19 protein-coding genes are annotated in these 19,400 nt (G+C 68.5%); 11 read left to right on the forward strand and 8 right to left on the reverse strand.

The window, feature by feature from the left end:
- Positions 1–17 precede the first annotated feature (17 nt).
- On the forward strand, positions 18–4,511 hold the full coding sequence (locus OVA02_RS11675) for an FtsK/SpoIIIE domain-containing protein (RefSeq protein WP_267658498.1): 4,494 nt from the start codon (positions 18–20) through the stop codon (positions 4,509–4,511).
- Here OVA02_RS11675 and OVA02_RS11680 read toward each other — a convergent pair.
- The 6 genes from OVA02_RS11680 to OVA02_RS11705 form a co-directional block, all read right to left on the reverse strand.
- On the reverse strand, positions 4,508–5,005 hold the full coding sequence (locus tag OVA02_RS11680; RefSeq protein WP_267658499.1) for a hypothetical protein: 498 nt from the start codon (positions 5,003–5,005) through the stop codon (positions 4,508–4,510). The two genes, OVA02_RS11675 and OVA02_RS11680, sit on opposite strands and share 4 nt — an antisense overlap.
- 37 nt (positions 5,006–5,042) lie before the next feature.
- Entirely contained in the window at positions 5,043–5,741 is a 699-nt protein-coding gene (locus OVA02_RS11685) for a M23 family metallopeptidase (RefSeq protein WP_267658500.1), read from the reverse strand.
- Between the two features lie 71 nt (positions 5,742–5,812).
- A complete protein-coding gene (locus OVA02_RS11690; RefSeq protein ID WP_267658501.1) occupies positions 5,813–6,529 on the reverse strand; it encodes a hypothetical protein in 717 nt (238 codons plus the stop codon).
- Positions 6,530–6,573: 44 nt separating this feature from the next.
- Positions 6,574–7,581: a hypothetical protein gene (locus tag OVA02_RS11695; RefSeq protein ID WP_267658502.1), complete on the reverse strand. Its 1,008-nt coding sequence runs from the start codon at positions 7,579–7,581 to the stop codon at positions 6,574–6,576.
- A gap of 120 nt (positions 7,582–7,701) precedes the next feature.
- Entirely contained in the window at positions 7,702–8,304 is a 603-nt protein-coding gene (locus tag OVA02_RS11700; RefSeq protein WP_267658503.1) for a hypothetical protein, read from the reverse strand.
- A gap of 91 nt (positions 8,305–8,395) precedes the next feature.
- Entirely contained in the window at positions 8,396–10,174 is a 1,779-nt protein-coding gene (locus OVA02_RS11705; protein WP_267658504.1) for a RecB family exonuclease, read from the reverse strand.
- 788 nt (positions 10,175–10,962) lie between these two features.
- Between OVA02_RS11705 and OVA02_RS11710 the strand changes: the two genes are divergently transcribed.
- The 6 genes from OVA02_RS11710 (at position 10,963) to OVA02_RS11735 (ending at position 15,093) form a co-directional block, all read left to right on the forward strand.
- On the forward strand, positions 10,963–11,880 hold the full coding sequence (locus OVA02_RS11710; protein ID WP_267658505.1) for a hypothetical protein: 918 nt from the start codon (positions 10,963–10,965) through the stop codon (positions 11,878–11,880).
- A gap of 28 nt (positions 11,881–11,908) precedes the next feature.
- The gene (locus OVA02_RS11715; protein WP_267658506.1) at positions 11,909–12,766 is read left to right on the forward strand and encodes a hypothetical protein; all 858 of its coding nucleotides are present in this window, start codon (positions 11,909–11,911) and stop codon (positions 12,764–12,766) included.
- Positions 12,767–12,861: 95 nt separating this feature from the next.
- The gene (locus OVA02_RS11720; protein ID WP_267658507.1) at positions 12,862–13,332 is read left to right on the forward strand and encodes a hypothetical protein; all 471 of its coding nucleotides are present in this window, start codon (positions 12,862–12,864) and stop codon (positions 13,330–13,332) included.
- Complete coding sequence (locus tag OVA02_RS11725) at positions 13,329–13,805, forward strand: hypothetical protein (protein ID WP_267658508.1); 477 nt, start codon at positions 13,329–13,331, stop codon at positions 13,803–13,805. The genes OVA02_RS11720 and OVA02_RS11725 overlap by 4 nt, the downstream gene beginning before the upstream one ends.
- Complete coding sequence (locus OVA02_RS11730) at positions 13,802–14,476, forward strand: hypothetical protein (protein ID WP_267658509.1); 675 nt, start codon at positions 13,802–13,804, stop codon at positions 14,474–14,476. Before OVA02_RS11725 ends, OVA02_RS11730 begins: the two co-directional genes overlap by 4 nt.
- 101 nt (positions 14,477–14,577) lie before the next feature.
- Entirely contained in the window at positions 14,578–15,093 is a 516-nt protein-coding gene (locus OVA02_RS11735) for a hypothetical protein (RefSeq protein WP_267658510.1), read from the forward strand.
- 158 nt (positions 15,094–15,251) lie between these two features.
- Here the strand turns inward: OVA02_RS11735 and OVA02_RS11740 are convergent, their stop codons facing one another.
- Entirely contained in the window at positions 15,252–16,772 is a 1,521-nt protein-coding gene (locus OVA02_RS11740) for a PIN domain-containing protein (protein WP_267658511.1), read from the reverse strand.
- Positions 16,773–16,888: 116 nt separating this feature from the next.
- On the opposite strand from OVA02_RS11740, the gene OVA02_RS11745 reads away from it, so the two are divergent.
- Genes OVA02_RS11745 through OVA02_RS11755 form a run of 3 tightly spaced genes read left to right on the forward strand, consistent with a single transcriptional unit; the run spans position 16,889 to position 18,812 of the window.
- Positions 16,889–17,356, forward strand: a complete 468-nt coding sequence (locus OVA02_RS11745; protein WP_267658512.1) for a hypothetical protein — start codon at positions 16,889–16,891, stop codon at positions 17,354–17,356.
- A 27-nt stretch (positions 17,357–17,383) separates the two neighbouring features.
- Complete coding sequence (locus OVA02_RS11750) at positions 17,384–17,752, forward strand: hypothetical protein (protein ID WP_267658513.1); 369 nt, start codon at positions 17,384–17,386, stop codon at positions 17,750–17,752.
- 19 nt (positions 17,753–17,771) lie between these two features.
- On the forward strand, positions 17,772–18,812 hold the full coding sequence (locus tag OVA02_RS11755; RefSeq protein WP_267658514.1) for an RNA ligase (ATP): 1,041 nt from the start codon (positions 17,772–17,774) through the stop codon (positions 18,810–18,812).
- A gap of 5 nt (positions 18,813–18,817) precedes the next feature.
- Here the strand turns inward: OVA02_RS11755 and OVA02_RS11760 are convergent, their stop codons facing one another.
- Positions 18,818–18,997: a hypothetical protein gene (locus OVA02_RS11760; RefSeq protein WP_267658515.1), complete on the reverse strand. Its 180-nt coding sequence runs from the start codon at positions 18,995–18,997 to the stop codon at positions 18,818–18,820.
- A gap of 93 nt (positions 18,998–19,090) precedes the next feature.
- Here OVA02_RS11760 and OVA02_RS11765 point away from each other — a divergent pair, with 93 nt between their 5' ends.
- Positions 19,091–19,396, forward strand: a complete 306-nt coding sequence (locus OVA02_RS11765; protein WP_267658516.1) for a hypothetical protein — start codon at positions 19,091–19,093, stop codon at positions 19,394–19,396.
- The last annotated feature ends 4 nt before the right edge of the window (positions 19,397–19,400 follow it).

The raw sequence follows: 19,400 nt of genomic DNA on the forward strand, positions 1-19,400 counted from the left end.
GCAGAAGGACACACCTCATGGCCGCGAAGACCCCCGACCCGCAGCCCAACGTCGCACCTCTCGTGGCGCTGGGCTCCTTCGCCGCGGCCGGAGTCGCCACCTGGTACGGCTACCCCGGACTCGCTCTCATCTGGCTCGGCTTCATCGTCGCCGGGTGGATGGCCAGCCCGCCGGTGATGACCGGCTACAAGGAGAAGACCGGCCGTGTCTGGCCCGCCGGGCCCGGCGAGGAGAAGCAGCAGCTGCGGTACCGGATGTGGAACAGCCTCCGGTGGTCGCTCATCATGCCGAACCGCGGCTGGTTCCCGCTCTGGATCAACAAGCGCGCCCGCCCCATCGCCCTCCTCGAGCAGTCCAAGGTCCCCGGCGTCAGCTTCGCCGCCAAGTACCACGTCTCCGAGATCTCCACCCAGTTCAGCACCTGGGTCGCCGTCGGCCTCGCCGTGCTCGCAGCCGCCGTCCCGACACCAGAGTTCGGTGACCAGGGACGCCTCCTCAACGCGGCCACCGTCTACGTCCTCGTCGCCGGCCTCGCCTACGCCATCCGCAACAACGCAGCACCCGACGACCAGGCACCTGCCACCGGCATCGAGCACCTGATGACGAGCGCCCTCAACCCCGAGCGTCGTGGCGCCGCCATCGGCGCCGTCGTCGGAGCGGTGATCGGCGGCGCGGTCATCAACCTCGCCTTCGGCATCGTCTCCCAACGCTTCGAGCTGTGGAACTACGTCCTCCCCGTCCAGCTGTGGCAGCTGAGCCTGGCCCTCATGCTCGTCACCGCCGGTGGCATCCTCCACGCCGCGCTCCGCACGCAGGCTCTTGCCGAATGGCGCGAGCTCGTCGCGACGCGCGCCGAATGGAAGCCGCGCTGGGTGTCCTCCGAGATGAAGCTCGACCAGCCGCCCCGCCTGCTCGAGCACGACCGCATCGACGACGTCGTCGTGGTCGACACATTCGAAGCCTCCGCCTCCGCAGGAGCGGCCGCCGGGCTGTTCAAGCTCGCCCCGCTCGTGGCCATCCAGCTCGGCTCCGGCGTCCGCGTCGCCATGCTCGATGTCCCCGACGTCGACGCACAGGGACAGCCGAAGGTCGGCACCGCACACCCGCTGCGCGTCCGCATCGTCACCTGGCTCACCGGCGAGCTGCCCGACCTGTCGCAGAAGGACGTCGACCCGAAGCTCGTCGAGCTCGCCGCAGCGTCCGCCATGGCGTGGGTCGTCACCGACGGCGCCAAGCTCGGCCGACTGCTCCTCATGCAGACCGTCGACATCGCCAAGGCTGCGGTCACCGACGACCTCGACGACGACATCGACTGGGACGACGAAGACGGCGAGGACGAGACCGGCTCCGACGACGCCGAGGCGAAGCCCGCACCTGCCATCCCCGGCGCCTGGGCTACCCAGTGGTCCGTCGCCGACATCCCCGGCGGGCTCGCCGGCCTCCGCAGCTACGGCGCCGCCATCGGCTCCCAGCTCGGCGTGGAGTGCATCGTCGACCCCGGGAACGGTGCCGTCTACTTCGGCGCACTCACCGACGGCGAGCCCGAGTTCACCGACACCGGCCTCGCCAAGCATTTCCGGGAGATGGCCGTCGAAGCGCGCTGGTCACTCCGGTGGCAGGACGTCCTCAAGCAGGCAGCACGTCAGCCCTTCGTCCAGCACGAGGTCTACGCAACCGCCCGCCTGCCCATCGGCCCGAACGGCAGCCGCCGCGCCACCATCGAGTGCCAGCCGTTCGTCGTCCCGCAGGGTGTGTCCATCCTCGAGTTCATCCAGGCCCCGACCCGCATGGAGCCAGCCCTCGCCACCACCCTCAAGGCAGCGCCGTTCGTCAGCGTCACCGGTATCTCCGGCATCGGCGGCGTCAAGCCCGGCGGCCGACACAACCAGGCGATCGCCATCCACTGGTCCGACCAGGAACTCCCCTCCACCCCCGACGCCGTCATCCCGTCGGAGAACAACAAGGCCGCCGGCTGGCTCCTCGGCGGGCTCATCAACCGCGCCTTCGACTTCGCCAAGCTCGCCCGACCCGAGGTCATCAGTGTCACCCCGATGACCGACAAGACGTCGAAGGGGCACATGTGGAAGATCCAGCTCAAGCTCTACGGCGGCGTCACCATCGCAGAGGTCCGCAACCAGGCGCAGAAGATCCGCCAGTCCCTCAGCAGCGGCTGGCTCCGCGTGGCCGCCGGCGCCGACGGCGTCGTCACCATCGTCTCCGGTGCCGACCCCTCCGGCCACGGCTTCGTCTTCGCCAAGACCAACCGCCGACTCTCGAACCAGGACTACGTCACCAGCCTCGACTGGGAGCAGGCCTTCCTCGTCACCAAGGTCATCGGTGACGGCGGCGCCCTCCCCAGCCTCATCCGCACCGACGTGCTGCCGGACAACAAGCAGGTCCAGGTCATCGACTTCTCCCTCCCGGCACCGCTGACGAAGGAGGTCGTCAAGGCTGCCTCCGCCGCGCTCGGCGCCTCCACGAAGAACGCCTTCATCGACGTCCGCGCCGGCGTCGACGGGGCGGACTCCGCCCGCATCCTCGTCTGCAAGACCCACCCGCTGCCGGAGAAGGCAGGCGTCGACTACGACTACGTCGACAGCGTCTCCGGAGTCCTCCCGTTCTCCACCAACGTCGAGGGCAAGGCCTGCGCCTACGACGCCAAGATCGACGCCCACGTCCTCATCGCCGGCGCATCCGGTGGTGGAAAGTCCGTCGCCCTGCAGGTGTTCATCTACCCGGCCGCGGTGCAGGGCGCGGAGATCTACATCGTCGACCCGACCAAGGGCGGCGCCGACTTCGGCTTCGTGAAGCCGTACGCGCGAGCGTTCGCCGCGACCGTCGACGAGTCCGACGCGCTGATGAAGCACGTCTACAAGGAGGTCCAGCGACGCAAGGCCCTCAACATGAAGTACCAGGTCGGCTCCTACCGCGACCTCCCCGAGGAGGTCCGACCGAAGCACATCTACCTCATCATGGACGAGTTCACCTCGCTGATGCAGCCGGACCCGGTCTCCAAGACGCCCTCCGAGGACCCCGACGTCGAAGAGGAGCGCCAGGCGCAGCTGACCGCGAACGCCTCGAAGGCCCGCATCGGCACCCTGACCGGCAAGATCGCCCGCGAGGCCCGCTCCGCCGGCGTCACCCTCGTGCTCGCCACCCAGAAGCTCAGCGCCAAGATGCTCGACACCATCCCCGGCGCCGGCGACCTCAAGACCAACCTCTCCCGCATGCTGATGGGCAACGCAACGTTCGGTGAGCGGCAGTCCGCCCTCAAGAACGCCATCGACGCCCCTCCCCTGGGAGACTTCGTCCCCCGCGGCCGCGGCCTCTGGGAGACCAGCGCCGGTGTCGCCGAGGTCATCCAGGTCTGGTTCGAGCCGTCGCAGGACACCTTCGCTCGCATGCTCGCCGAGCGTCGGGAGCCCCTGCCGGAGGCCGACATCATCAACCTCGCCGAGCTCGCCCCGAAGGCCGCGGCGCCGACGACGGGCTTTCGCGACATCACCAAGCCGAAGCCGGCCGAGGAGCAGGTCGTCGTCGAGGACCTCGGCGAGATGGAGGTCGACATCGACTTCGACGCTCTCCTCGAGGCCGAGCTCGGCGACACCACCGCGGCCGCCCCGGCCACGGACGAGCAGCTGCTCGCCGAACTCGAGCAGGACGACGACGACGACTCGTACGCTGAGCCGGTGACGCCCGCCATCGACCTGTTCGACGCGTCGATGTTCGAGGAGGTGGGCGAGCCGGACCAGGCCCCGGTGTTCGACCAGACGAACGCACACGAGGAGAACGTCGTCATCATCGACGTCGACGGAGTCTTCTCGCCCGTCAACTCGGCCACGACCGACCCCGCGTGGGGCCCCGTCGAGCTCCGCACGGCCTGGGGCTTCGACGGCACCGCCGTCTCCCCCGACATGGGCCGCGCCCTCGGCGCCGCACCCGCCCACCTGGCATGGCTGACCGACTGGCAGAAGAACGCCAACCCGGCGTTCGCCGACCTCATCGGCCGCGGTGACCTCCCGTGGCTCGATAAGTCCGCCGGCGACAGCTACGGCTGGTGGAAGCTCAACGCCGTCGTCAGCTACATGACGAAGCTCGGCATGAGCCGCGCGGTGTGGATGGACGACCACCTCGAGGACGAGGGTGACATGGGCCTGACGTGGCGCGAGCTCGCCGAGGAGGTCTTCGAAGACCTCGGCTTCGACGTGCACTTCATCGTGCCCGAGAAGACGGTTGGCCTGACGAAGGCTGCATGGAACGACGCCCTGGCCTGGCTCGAGCGACGACCGGCGACCGCCGCGGTCGCCGACGTCGACGTCGCTGTCGCACCGGTCATCCCGACGAGTGCACCTGCGCCTGCGCCTGCGCCTGCGCCTGCGGTCGCTCCTCTGGCTCTCGACGATTTCGCCGTCGAGCCGGTGAGCGTCATCGCGGTGGACGACTTCGAGTCTGAGTTCGGCTCCGGTGCCGGGCGCCGTGTGGCGACCCGCGGCGTCGTGTCCGACTTCTAGGCAGCCGGCAGCACCGGGACGACCTCGCCGCGGAGGACCGCCATGAGCGTCTCCTCCCCGTCGGGGTCGACCGTGCTGATGTAGCTGCCGGTGCCGAGCTTCGACACGGTGGCCACGCGTCCGTGCCGGGACAGGAACCTCTCCCCGCGGGCGAGAGAGTCCAGACGGCGGAGTCGTGCACCGTCTACGGGCAGGGCCAGCACGACCTCGTCCAAGTCGATCGACACAGGACCGTCTTCGGAGGCTTCGACGACGAGGGCGATGTAGAGCTCGCCGGCGCGAGTGTGCATCGCTTCCGCCGACGCGACTTCCTCCGTCGTCCATCCGGTCGACGAGAGGTCAGCGGCGAGGGCCGCCCGGTCCGCAGCAGTGTCGAAGCTCGCGGAGGCGATGCGCACTTGGGTGGAGCCGGTGAAGGTCACTCGGCGGGCGGTGCCGAACGGGATGGACGGGCCACCGAAGCGGACGGCGACGAGGTGCGAGGACTCTTCCATGCCGGTGCCATGCGCGGCACGTCGGGCCCTGGTGGCGTCATGCCGCGTGAGCGAGCATCCACATCATCGGGTCGACGGGGACGCCACCGACGTGCACCTCGAAGTGCAGGTGCGCTCCGGTGGAGTTGCCGGTGCTGCCGACCTTGCCGACGACGTCGCCCGCGGCGAGCGTGTCGCCGACCTTCACGGTGACCGAGCCGGCCTGCATGTGCGAGTAGGTGGAGACGATCTTTTGGCCGTCAATGACGTGCTCGACCTCTGCGTGGTAGCCGAACGCTCCGCCGGGGCCGCTGACGGTCTTCACCGTGCCGGCCGCGATCGCGTGGATCTGCGTCCCGGACCCGGGAACGAAGTCGAGGCCCTGGTGGAAGGTGGAGCAGAAGCCGCAGTTGGCGACCTGTCGTGCTCCGAAGCCGGAAGAGATGGGTGAGCCCTCAGGGAACGGCCACTGGACTGCGCCGGCGGCAGCGGCGTTGTAGGCGTAGTCGCGGCCGTCCTCGCCCGTTCCCGCGACCATGACGGGCGGGGGCGGCGGAAGCGGCGGGTCGGTGATGCCGTAGCTGTCGCGGGAGACGTCGACGGCGCTGGCGGCGGTGACAACGTAGGTCTGGGCGCCGCTGCCGAAGGTCGCTTCGCGGACGACGCCGCTGACGTAGCTGCCATCCGGTGTCGTGGTGGAGGCGAACGCGGCGGCCGGCACGGTGGTCGAGATGATGAGGAGGGCCGACGCCGCCATGACGCACGCAGCGGGCCCGCGAGCGAAGCGGCCGGAGCCCGATGACCAGAGTCCGCCTGGTGTTGCGCGCATCAGCCGGCCCACCCGACCATCTGCACGTCTTCGGAATCGAGCTCCTTCGGCGCGGGCTTGACGGGCGGCGCAGTCGAGCGAATCTTCCTGGCGAGGTCCGCGTCCCACCCCTGACGCTTGGCCAGGTCCGTCCACGCCTCGTCGCTGTAGGTGTCGGCGAGGGCTCGAGCCCAGGTGGGCGCCTCGTCGTTGATGGCGGTGGTGTCGCGAGCTGCAGTGGTGAGGAACAGGCTGAGCATCTGCTCTGCGGTGGGCGCGTTCCGGAGGCGCTCCTGCTCTGCGTGCTCCGCGGCGAGTTCAGCTTCCGCCTCGACCTTGAGGCGGGAGGCGCGCTTCACCGCCGAGTCGTACTGGCCTTGCTGGTAGCGGACAGCCGCGGCTGCTCCGGTTCGGTGGTCGCTGATTTTCTCGAGGACGCACACGGCGGCGAGAACGCTGATGATGGCGAAGACGGCGAGGCCGAGCCATGCGCCCTCGCTGTCGCCGGGCTGGGCCCACACGTCACGAAGCTGCAGGAGTCCGAACCCGATGGCGACCGCGCCCGAGACCCACATGGTCCAGAAGCTCGCACGGGACTTGCCCCAGAACGTCAGCTCATCGTACGCCGTCGCCTCGTCCAGGTGGCGCTCGTCGTACCGGACGTCGCCTTCGGCCCAGCGAAGCTTGTCGGCAGCGGGGCGGATGGGCTTACCGGTGCGGGAGTCGTAGAGGTGCATGGGGGTCCTGTCATCTGAGGGTCTTCGTCTGGTCCATGCGCGGCTCAGCGGTAATGGGTCCAGGTGGCGCCGTTCGCTCGAGCTCGGCGGTCTGCGTCGAGCTCCATCGCCCGGACGCTGCCGAAGTGCGCGACGGTGGCGTTGTAGCCGCCGATCTCTCGGGCTTGGAGGATGTGCATGAACTCGTGGATGGCCACTGACGCGACCCGGTCGGTGGGGATGAGACTCAGCTGCAGGTAGATGACCTGGTTGTCGAGGTCAGTCGCCCCGTAGTGGCCCTGGCTTGCGCCGCTGTCGTAGACGACGTTCGAGAAGCCGAAGCGGGCGAAGACCCCATCGGCGATCGCGCGCTTGCTCGCCGGTGCCGGTGCCTGCGCGCTGGGCGCGGGCTGCGCACCCCGCGACGGGGCCGCGCTCGGGGAGCGGCTACCGCTCGGTGCGGATGGGGCCGGCTTCGCTCGAACGGCCGCCGCCTGTTCCGAGGCCTTCCTCTCCGCAGCGGCACGCTCGCGTTCGGCTGTCTCAGCGGCGAGACGCTCCCGCTCAGCCTTCTCAGCGGCGAGACGAGCCTGCTCCGCCTCCCAGGCGGCGGTGGCCTCGGTCAGCGTGACGAGGGACGAGGCGAGAGACGTGCCGGCAGTCTGAGAGCGGGTCCGTTCGTCGTCCAGGGTGAAGGCCTGGGCCTTGGTCGTAGCCTCCCTGAGCTCGGACCACTTCCAGTCGTCAACGGCGGCGGGGCCGGCTGCGATCTTGGCGGCTTCCGTGACGCGAGCTCGGAGCGCGATGGCTGAGGCGTCTACGTCGTCAGCTGCCGACAGCACGGCGTCGACAGCCGCCGTGTCGAGCACGCGGCCTGTGGCGGCACCTGCCGCAGCCCGAGCCTTCTCAGCCTCTCCCTCAGCGGCCGTTGCGATTGTGAGGTGCACATCGGCGGCCGCCCTGAGCGAGGCTGCTGCTTCTTTGCCGCCGTCGGCGAGAGCCCCGTTCACCTCGGCTCCGATGAGGCCGCCCGCGACGGCGGCGCCGAGCGCCGCGGTGGAGAGGCCGAGCACGAGGGCTCGCTTGATGGGCTGTCGTCTCATGCCTCTTCTGTGCGGCGGCGGCGGCGACGGCTGGGGAACGACGATGGGCCCCAGTGAGCGAACTCACTGGGGCCCATCGAGGACTGCGGCCTACGCGGCGACGGGTGCCGCGGCCGGGGCGGGGAGCGCGTAGCTCTCGTACCGGCCGAGGTCCTTCGCGTGCTTGATGACGCGCACCTTGATCTTCTCGTTCTTGGCCGACGTCTCCATGACCTTGTGGACGAGGATGCGGTGGCCGACGAGGCTCGTCAGCTCCTTGGCCATGAGCAGGCCGTCCTTGCCGGTGTCGGTGCGGTCGGTGCGGATGACCTCGAGGCCGTCGGGCAGGTCGTCGGGCTTCTTGCCGGCGGCGCGCTGCGCGGTCTGCTGCTCGTGGATCGCCAGCACCTGCTCGAACGTGTACGCCGGCGCCGGCGTGACACCGCCCTCGATGCGCGGGACGGGCTGCAGGTAGACGAGGCCACGGGTGCTCTTCTGCTCCTTCTTCACGAGGGAGATGACGGCGACGTACTTGCTGGCGCCCTCGATCTCGTCGACGGCACGGCCGAAGTTCGAGTCGGTGTCCGAGAGGGTCGCGGTGATGTTGCGCACGTTGCGGAGGACGAGCGCCTCCCACATCTCCGCGTCGTCGCCGACGGGGCCGGCGGCCGTCATGGCGGCGACGATGATGCTGCTCTTGGTGGATGCGTCCATGGGTGATGCCTTTCGTTGGTGCCGCGTGGCGGCTTCTTCTTCTGAGGGGGATCTGTGGGGCGGCCAGACCGTGGGCCTGGCCGCCGGGCTGCTACGCCGGCTGGGCGACGCGGGGCACACCGATGGGCGTGGCGGCGGCGACCACCGACGGGCTCGCCACCGGGGCGGCGACCGGAGCGGATGCCGCGACTCCGACGGGGAGGAGCGCCGAGAAGCTCGTCGCGGTGACGGTGTCGCCGAGGTTGTAGAGGCGGATGGCGCGGACGACGAACACTCGGGTCCGCTTGATGGCCTTCGCCTTCCACTCGACCCAGGCATCCTCGGTCGTCGCGTCCCACGGGAGGGGCAGCGTCTCGATCGTGGTGCGGAGCGCGCCGCGGATACGGGTGTTGATGCCGGCGTCCCAGTCGAAGTCTCCGTTTCGCACGCTCTTCTGCACGGTGACGATGACCTCAGCCAGGAGGTCGGTGAGCTGGTCGAGGGTCTGCCCGTTGAGGGGGCGCCCGGCCTCGACGAGGAGCTCGCCGGCGACCTGGGTCAGTCCGATGACGCCCATGGCCGAGTAGGAGGCGCCGTTCAGGCGCCCGTTGATGGTCGGCTCCCAGGGCTTGCCCTCGGAGAAGAGGGGCTGTTCGTTGGTCACGGTGGGGGTTCCTGTTCCGTTCGGGTCTGCGTTGTCACCAGCACCATGCGCGGCACCCTGTGCAGCGGCGACGGGGAAGGCGATGACGGGCGCGACGGCAGGAGCCGGGGCGACGATGGGCGCCGGGGCGGGCGCCGAGGCGGCGAACGGGTCGGCCGGGGCGACCTCGGCGGTCGGAGCGACAGGGGGCGACGCGGGTGCGGCGGCGATGCTTCGGGCTGCGGTGGCAGCCGTGACGAGCGGTGCCGGCGCGGGAGCGTAGGGCTCCTTGGAGCCCATGGCGATGGCATCGGTCCGAACGGTGGGGATGCCCAGCGCGACGGCGGTGGCAGGCGGGGTGTCGAGCTTGTCGGAGGCCTTCTTGCCTGCGGCGGCCGCCGCAGGGCAGGCGTTGACGAGCGGGCACCAGCCACACAGCGGACCGGTCTTCGCGGGGAAGCGGCCGTTCTCCGTGACGCGGTTGTGGATGTCCCAGGCGGCGCGGAAGTCCTTGCGGGTCTTCTCGAGGGCGAGCTCGGTCAGGGGGATCTCTCGGGAGGTGCCGAACTGCGTGTAGTGGATGCGCCCCGCGGCCGGTGCCACTCCGAGCAGCGCGCGGATGGCGTCGTAGTAGATGCGGATCTGGTCGCCGTGGTCGTCGCCGTAGCGGTTCAGGTCGAAGGCCGACTTCTGCTTGCCGGTCTTGAGGTCGACGACGACGAACCGCTCCTCGCCGCGGACGATCTCGATGTCGACGCGGTCGATGTAGCCCATGGCAGGGACACCGCCGGCGATGGTCACACCATCGAACGGCAGCTCCGTCTTGTAGACCACCGTCTCGCGGGGGTCCTCGATCTCGAAGGTGCGGAGCCCGAGGCGGTCGACCTCACTCTTCCAACGGTCCTGGTTCTTGACCCACTCGTTGAACTCGACGGGGACACCCTCAGGGCCGAGGTTGTCGGGGAGGCTCTGGTAGCGCTCCAAGCTCCACTGCTTCTTGGAGTGCTCGTCGCGGAGTTCCGCGAACAGGTCCGTCGTGCGGGTGGGCGCGTTCGCGTTGTAGAGGTCTTCGAGAACAGCGTGAGTGGAGGTGCCCAGCTCAGAGACGGCGAAAGGGTCGCTGACGCGAGGCAGTAGCTTCTCGCCAGCCCATCGGACCAGGCACCCTCGCATGGACTTCGACGTCGAGGCGGAGAGCGCACTTCGGCGGAGCCTCTTGTCGATGAGGTTGGGGTCGGTGACGATCAAGTCGGTGCCCGACCAGGCGACGCCAGTCAGGAGAGGGGAGGGGGCTGCTTCATTCACACCTAGGTCATGCGCGGCAGGTCACGACGACTCCCCTTCCTGCGAGGGGGTGGGTGGAGATGAGGAAGCAACGACGCCAGAGGCTCTTCCAATCCGCCTGCACTCGCCGGCCATCGCCGGGTACGTGTCGAGAACAGGTCCTGGCAGACCCTTCTCAGAACCACATCCGGACGCCCGTTACTGAGAACGGTTCTTGTTAGACCTCTGACGCGGCTCGCTGGAACGTGCAGCGACACGAGCAGACACGCCCTGCGGAGGCCCCGCGATGGCTCCGCGAGGCTCTTCGAAGCGTCAGATCGGGCATTTATGCACGATTTGAGCCATTCGCTAACCACGAATAACCACGGATTACCAGAGCTCTGGTTACAGCAACTTCCGCCCAGTCACTGGGATCCAAGGCCCTTATCTCTCTCTCTAACCAAAATAACCACGATTTCTACTACTACTACTTAAGGGGCTGGTCCTATACCTTCACGTCTCTCTATCCCTTGGCTCTATACATCCACTTCTCGACGAAATCGTGGTTCATGGTAATTCCGAATAGGAACCCCTGGTCAAAGGCGGTTTTTGGTGTAACCAGGCTCTGGTAATTCGTGGTTATTCGTGGTTAGCGCCCTTCGAGGGGTCAAGTTGGTGGGCCGTCGCTGACCATCGACCCATCCGCCGCATGTCTTCGAGACACAGCAGGGGAACACGTCCCCAGCCCGACAGACAGATCTGGGAACGACCCAATGGCCCTTCGCCGCCGCCAGTTCCTCACCTCACCCGGTGAGACGCTGCTCCTCCCCCTGCAGGCATGGACGATCGCCGAGCGCCTCAAGCTCACCCGCGACTACACCAACCTGCCGAAGGAGTCCCTCGTGAGCTCCCCGCTAGTGGTCGTCCCGATCCCCAAGCGCCCGGCTGGTCAGCAGTGGCCGATCGACACCGAGCCCGGCGCCTTCTGGCACCCGCTCCTTTGGCTTCCGGAGCGCCTGCGAGAGCCGCAGGTCGACGAGCCCACCGACGTCTGGGCGGTGCGTGTCGCGCTCGAGCTGACGGTCACCGGCCTCTACGACATGGAGACCGGAACCTGGCTCGACGTGCTCTCCACCGTCGGCCTCGACTCCGAAGACCCCGTCGTGCAGGCACGCATCACCGAGTGGCTCGAGGGCGAGCCCGACCCTGACCTGGACCGCATCGACCTCACGGCCGGGATGACAAGCCCCGACGGCGAGCTCGAGTGGTCGCGGGAGGAGGCAGAGAGCCTGCTCGCGCTCCTCGTGCCCGCATCGTGGGCCGTCCTGAGCAACGACCTCATCACCATGGCCTCGGAGGCGCTGGCGGACGAGAACATCACGAACGAGTCCCTCGCATCCGACGCACAGACGATCACCCTCCTCGCCATCGGCAGCATCGGTGAAGGGCCGAGCGCTGTCGAGGGCGAGGAGAAGCCGTCGTCGCTGTGGGACCGCATCGAGGCGGACCTCGTCAACTGGCCCGGCCGCACGCTCGAGACGAACAAGGCCGGCCCCTTCGACGCACTGGTCGAGTCGCTCTACGCCATCCGCAACGACTACTGGGTCTTCGTCGAGGCTCTGTGGGAGAACGGGACCGCCGACGCCTCAGCGGCGCCGGCCGAAGGCGAGCCGCAGCCGATCGCGGCGTAGCCCGCGGGCAGCCGCACACGTAGTCGGCATGACGAGCTTCGACGAGACCGAGCACCCGCGCAGCACCGACGGGACCTTCTCGACGAAGGCCCAGACCGCACCGGAGGCGGGCCTCGCTTCCGACTACCAGCCAGCAGGCCCCGCGCACCTCGAGCTGGCAAGGCTCCGGGCAGCAACCTCAGCCGATGAGAACGTCGTGCGAGCCGCAGCCGTCGACGCAATGCGCGAGTACGTCTCCGACCTCGTGCCCAGCGCGACGGAGGCCGGCGTCATCCTGTGGGACCCGTCTTCTGAGCCGCACGACCGAGCCTTCGATGTCCTCTTCGACAACGCCTACGCTGGCGACCCCGACGACGGCGCCGAACCCATCGAGCTCGATGACGACCTGCGGAGCCGACTGTCCACCCTGGTCAAGGAGGCCGGTGCGAGCTTCCGCGACTTCGACGACGTCGACGGGCGGGCGGGCCTCTACGAAGGCGACGCGGGCGGCCAGTTCGCGGAGTGGCGCTTCGAGACTGGCGCACCCGCACTGACGACGCAGTCCACGGCCGCGTACGTCAAGGAGCTCACGGAGCAGATCGAAGCCCTCGAGGCACGTCGACAGGAAGCGCTCGTGGATGCGCTCCGCCTCCGCGCGCTCGACCTCGCGCCGACGGCGGTGAGCCTGCAGCTCAAGCCGGACACGTTCAGTGACGAGCTCGTCCCCTCGAGGCTGGTCGGCGCGGATGGCGATGTCATCCTCGACTTCGATGCTGTCGGCTTCTCTGGTCCGGCCCACGACGTTCGAGTCGACCTCCTCCGCTTCGCCGAGATGATCGACACCGATACCACGCCGCTGACCACTCCGACCCACCCATGGACCTACGAGGTCGACCTCACGGCGTAGCCCCGGCTCGCTCCCCGCCCCGCTCCCCGCACCGCCGGCCACCCCTTCCCGCTCCCCGTCTCGCCCTCCTCTCCCCCGCCGCACACGTAGCTGTCATGACCACATTCACCGAGGCCGAGCACCCACGAGCTGCCGCCGGCCAGTTCATCGAGAAGGCGCAGGGCGCCCCCGAGGTCTCCCTCGACGCCACCGCACCGTCTCCCGCGCGCCTTCGTCTCGTCGCAGCGGCCGCGGCCGCGCGTCAGGCTGACCAGGAGGTCCGCGCGGCCGCCGTCGAGGCCCTTCAGGAGGAGATCGCCGCCCTCTACCCGGGAGCGACCGAGGCTCTGGCCTTCCGCAGCTACGACGACTACGAGGGCTACCGGCTGTCGACCGTCTACGTCGGCGACACCGTCGTCTTCGACCGCGAGGAGGGCGACCGCCAGCCGGAGAACATCTCCTCCTTCCTGTCGAACTTCGGCGAGGATCCCACCGGCCTCGACGAGCCGGAGCGGGACGAGTACATCGAGTCGAACTACGGCGACTACCGGGTCATCCCCCTCGCCGCCGCGGAGGTGACCGCGTGAGCTTCGTCGAGCACGAGCACCCGCGTGCCGCCGCCGGCACCTTCACCGACAAGGTCCAGGGCGCACCCGAGGTGTCCCTGGGTTCCGCCGAGGCTGAGACGGAGATGCTGACCATCGGCCGTTCGCGGAAGACGATGCGTGACATCGCCGACCGCAAGGCCGCCGCGGCCGCGGCCGTCAAGGCGCTCGAGGAGGAAGAGCGGGTCCTCGCAGCCGCGCACCTCAAGGTCCTCGCGAAGCACTACGCGCCCGATACGGCCCGGATCATCCTGTCCTCGTACGGCAGCGGATGGGCACGCGTGGTTCGTCTCGAAGCCGAGGACGGAACGCCCGTCGGCCTCAACATCGGCGACACCGGTCTGACCCGTCTGAACGAGACCTCCGCCATCCTGCGCGACTGGCACACGCTGAGCGCCTACGCGACTCGTCACGGTGAGCACCGCAACCACGAGTACGCGATGGAGGTCCGATGACCGCCACGTTCGACGAGCTCGAACACCCTCGAGCAGCCACTGGTCAGTTCGCCGACAAGGCGCAGGGCGCCCCGGAGGTCTCGCTCGCTGCGGCGCCGGAGAAGCCGGTACTGACCCGGACGCAGAAGGAGACGCTCAGCCGGCTGCAGCAGTTCGGCACCCTCACCCACCTCGCACGAGGTCGCTACGGCTTCGGCCAGGACGCTCAGCGCGCCGGAGGCACGAAGACCCTCGACGCGCTCGTCGACATGGGCTACGCCGTCCACGTCAACAAGCCGTACCACCACTACGCCATCGAGCTGCCCCCGACGCCGGAGCGGCTGGCCGAGCGTTCGGCGTCAGACCTGCGCCTCGCAGCCCAGAGCCGCGAGCAGCTGCAGGCGCAGATCGACCGGGCGGACCGGTCGCTTCACGCCGCCGCCGCGGCACACGCGGAGAACGTCCTCCGCGTCGAGTTCCCCGAAGCGACGGAGGCGTGGTTCATCGAGAGCCGAGGCGGGTACGCCCTGTCCGAAGTCAGGGCAGGAGACGACTACCTCAGCTGGGACAAGGAGGCACCTGCCGTGCGCACGCTCGAGCAGGACATCGTCCCCCAGCTCAGCTCATACTCCGGGGACCACCTCGAGCACATCCGAGCCGGCGGGCGCACCATCCGGGTGACGATCCGATGAGCAGCTTCGAGGAGCGGCAGCACCCACGAGCAGCGACTGGCCAGTTCTGTGACAAGGCGCAGGGCGCCCCGGAGGTCGGGCTAACTGCCCCAGGCTCCCCAATGGCGCGTCTCGCCGAGGCCCAGTCGATCGCCGACGAGTCGAACACCGAGGTCCTCCGGGACGGTGGCGACGTCGACAAGGCGGCAGCGCGCGGGGGCTGGGACAAGGTCACCTGCGACGAGCAGGGCACCCTTCGTCGGTTCCGCGACGGCAAGCTCCACAACGACCGCGGCCCCGCCGTCGAGACCCTCGACGGCGACCAGGAGTTCCGCATCGACGGCAAGCTCCACAACCCGTACGGTCCGACCATCGTCAAGCGTGGCGGCTCGGTCCTCGCCTGGCACCGTCAGGGCAAGAAGGTGAACGCTCCGCCGCCGGCCGAGCAGGTCGTGGGCTACCTCGCCGGCGGCCGAGAGGACGTCTTCGACGCTCAGTGGGCCCGGCACCAGGCGGCCAGCCACGTCGGCGACGACCTCGCCGCAGTCGACGCCGTCCACTACGCCCTCCTCGACGGCTACGACGACGCGCTGGTCCAGGCCCGCCGAGCTGTCGAGCAGGCAGGCACGGTCCGCTGATGGCGCACCCCGATGTGCGCTGCGGCGCGTGCGGGTCACCGCTGGTGAAGCAGCGGCGGCGCGGCGTCTCGCTGTGGGTGCACGTTGGGGTGACCTGCCCGGGTCGGCTGCCGTCTCGGTAGTCGGCCCGGGCTTCTGGGGGTGCCGAGCACCAGCGGCTATGCCGTGTCTTCGTCCGGCCCCTCTGGCTCCCCCGACTGCGCGCCCTTCGCAGCCTCGTCCCTGAGGAAGATCCGCAGCGTGTCGCCTACGCCGTCCGTCGCTGCACGCTGCGCTGCCGCCATCGCATCAGCTGACCCCTTTCCAACCCCATCCGTCGCTGCGCGCTGAGCCTCAGCCAGCGACTGAGCTGACATCTTGGGCTCAACGGCCAACGTGAAGAAGGGGTCGTGGGTGCCTGCCCTTCTCGCCTCCCGCATCATCGCGTCGTAGCTGACGTTGTTCGCAGCCAGCCAAGACGAGGCTGCAGCACCCCTCGCTATCTTGCCGGGGTCGAGGTCCTTGACTGCCCGGTCACCCACGTTCTCGATGGTCAAAAGCGCGACGTTTCGCTGGGTGTCGAGCCAGATCTGCGACCACAAGGACGAGCGGGCCGAGGGGGTTTTGAGTCTCACGAACGGGTCCGCGTCAGGGCCTGCGGTCGACTGAGCAAGATCGTCGGGCCTCGCTTCTGCACCAGACAGCGTCAGGTGCTGGCTGCCAGCTTCGGGGATGAGTGCCTTGCCCGTGAGACGGACGACTCGCTCTTCAAAGTCTCGCTCTACCTCGGGGAACGGCTCGCCTTCAACTGTCCCGTATCTGGTGAGGTCGTATCCGACACGGACACGGACGTCGAACTGCACCTCGACGTCCGTAGTCCCGTCGAGCTTGCGGCCGACGGCAGACACGAGCTCGGCATCGGACACAGAGCCGGGCTCCGTTACGTCCCAGTCGTGCAGCCCGAAGGCCTTCGGGGGCGTGTAGAGCGCCCCTCCAAGACCTCTCTCGATGTTAGCCACCTGGGACGCGAAGTGCTCGTCGAGCTCGGGTTCGAAGGGATCACCCACGTACTGACCCGGGACCGTGACCTCGCCCAAGTTCCGGGCAAACGTGACGTTCACCGAGGCGTCAGCGTTGACACCCAGTCGACCTCGGGCCTCTTCGATCAGGTCGGCGTGAGCCTCTAGCATTTCCGGTCCCTTGGTGCCGGCGTAGAAGATGTTGTCGTTGCTGACCAGGACGTAGCTGTGAGCGGGGCCCGCGCTCAGCTGTTCCATGAACGAGAACCAGTGCAGTGTGTCGCGGTAGCCGCCTCCAGAGGAGTCGAACGGGCGAACGCGGCCTACGGCACGGTCGGCGAGCTCGTCGTGGCTGACTCGTTCCGTCGGAAGCAGCTTCACTCCCAGCGCTTCCAGTTGCGGCCCGAGCTCGTAGGTCTCAGCGTCGCTTCGGATCAGATCCACGCCTTGCTGAATGTGCGCCTTGGCCTCGGGCGAGGCTTGCACGGCTGATCTACGAACGGTCTCCGCCAGAGCTGCGCTCGATGCTCGAACGCGGGCTTGGGCTTCGACGACGGCGATCCTCGGGACGACTACGCGGAGGGTGCCTCGACTGATGGCAGTCCTCATGCGCTCCCAGATAGCGTCTTTCAGTCGCGCGTGACTGACGAGGGCGTTCGCGTCGATCAAGATCACCATCATGTGTCCACGGTAGGGCAGACGACAGACGGCCAAAGCGTGCGTACCGACGTGGGCTCCGGGTCGGCTGCCGTCTCGGTAGTCGGCCCGGGTCTCTAGCCGCCGCGCATGAGGCTGGCATGACTCTCCTCGCCGTCGCCAACCCCGGAACCCTGTCCTCCTACACCGAGGACAACCTTTCGCTCCTCTCCGCCTACTGGCCCGCCCTGGCGGCGGCGGCCCTGACTGTCGTCGTCGTCGCGGTCTTCCTGATCGCCGAGCACAGGTCGTCGTCAACCGACTTCCTCATCGTCGTACCGACTGTCGTGATTCTCGGGTTGGTAGCGTCCCTGGCCACGTTCGTCGTCTGCACCTTCAGCGCCTACGGGCAGTCGAACCGCGAGTACGCGGGGAGCCTGCGTCCGTGGATCTCGGAGACGTACGGCGCTGACATCGACCAGGAGACTGCCATGCGACTGATCGACGGTGGACCTGTCGCCGTCAACGTCAGTGGTGAGGGCGTTCTGGTGACGCTCGAGCGTGTGGAGAAGGGTGACGTCGCCCTGTTCGTAGGGGGCAAGGCTCTGCTGGCGGTCGACGGGCGGTGACCAACGCGTGCCGCGCATGGAACCGACATGACCGCACCAACAACATCTGAGACCCTCCGAGCGCGCCTCGACAGCCGCGTAGCAGCAGCCGAAGCTGCGGTGACCGACGTGGTGAAGGACGGGAGGGAGGCCATCAAGGTGCTGGTGAGCGCAGCATTCCCCGGCGCTGCCTGGGCGGCCCTCTGGTGTGAGTTCCACCCCGACGCGGATGCGTTCTCGCTTCACTGTGTGAGATCGATGGGCCCCGACGTCTGTCGGGAAGACTTCGACGAAGCCCAGAACCTCTGCGCTGATGAGGTCGACGGGCTCTTGACCGTGCTCGGATGGCGCATCGCCAACGACGACGAGGTCGAAATGGGGCCAGAAAGGTTCATCGTTCAGCTGCGGATTTCGTGATGCCGCGCATGACCCCGTCATGACCATCACGACGCCCCTCCCTGAGGTGACCGAGTCGCGCAAGCTCGCGACGATCGAGACCATCGAGTCCATCCGCGAAATCGAAGGCGCCGACGCCATCGTCTGCGCGCGCATCCGCGGATGGGACGTCGTCGTCAAGCGCGACGAGTTCCAGCCCGGTGACGACTGCCTGTACATCGAGGTCGACGCACTCGTCCCCACCGAGGACCCTCGCTTCGCCTTCCTCGCCCCGCGCGGCCTCCGCACCGACCAGGACGGCAACACCGGCCATGTCCTCAAGACCGCACGTCTCCGCGGCCAGTACTCGCAGGGCCTGGCGCTCCCCCTCGCGGAGTTCCCCGAGGTCGTCGGTGCCGACGACGTCACGGCGGTCCTCGGCATCGTGGAGTGGGACCCGCCCCTGCCGGCCGAGCTGAACGGAGAGGCCCGCGGCACGTTCCCCTCGTGGATCCGCAAGACCGATGAGGAGCGCATCCAGAACAAGTCCGAGTTCCTCGACCGCCCCGGTCGCTGGGGCGCCACCGAGAAGGTCGATGGCAGCTCGATGACCGTCTGGGTCCGCGACGGTGTCGACGGCATCGCCTCGCGCAACTACGACCTCGAGCGGACGCCTGGCTCGGCCATGTGGCTCACCGCCGACGACCTCGGCCTCCACGACCTGCTGCGGAGCCTCGGCGACCACGCGGCCGTGCAGGGCGAGCTGTTCGGCCCCGGCATCCAGGGCAACCCTCTGAACCAGAAGCAGGTCAGCTTCCTCGCTTTCACGCTCTTCGTCGACGGGCAGGAGATCCCCCGTGGCGCCTGGCCGCAGGCCGTGCTCGACGTCGCCGTCCCCGTCTACGACTTCGTGAAGCCGACCACCATCGACGAAGCCCTCGCCCAGGTGGAGATGCTCAAGTCCCTCGTCGCCCCCGGGCGCGGAGCTGAGGGTGTCGTCTGGCGCGACCTCGACTCGACCACGATGGACGTCCGCGGCCAGAACGCCCGCGCGTCCACGAAGGTCCTGTCGCGCAAGTACCTGCTCAAGCACGACCGGTAGCGCTGTCAGGCCTCGACGGCGGCGGCCTCATCTTGATGCCGCCAGTCGTCGGGGCCGGGCTTCGCCAGCACCATCGGTAGCCGCCGCAGCTCTTCTGCCACCTTCCGTTGGGTCGCTTCCTGCTCACGATCGACTCGCCTCTGCTCGCGCTCGGCCCGCACATTTTCCAGCCACTCTGTCCACATGGGCGCCATGTTTGCCGACGCACCGTGCTGACGTCAATGGCTCACACGCTCGACTAGTAGGGCCACCTGGCGCCGTTGTGTCAGGCTGGTCCGATGCCCCGCTACCGACTCGTCTTCGAAGGGACCGACACCGCCCGCATCAAGTTGGCGGACACCGTCTCCGACGAGCCGGTGGCATGGTTCCGGGTGACCTGGGGCGCAGGCCACGACGTCGTAGTCGTGAACGTCTACTCGCACGCCGCCCGCATTGGCGATCGCGCCTGGCTCGGCGCCCGCGACAGCATCGCCGCGGCGGTGCGCTTCTGCGACGATCTCGACACCGGTACGTCTCCCGGCCCGAGCACCGACACGTTCGACTGGTCCGGCGGCAGCTTCGAGGAGTCGACACCCTCCGACTGATCCG

The organism is Frigoribacterium sp. SL97 (assembly GCF_026625765.1).
Lineage (GTDB): Bacteria > Actinomycetota > Actinomycetes > Actinomycetales > Microbacteriaceae > Frigoribacterium.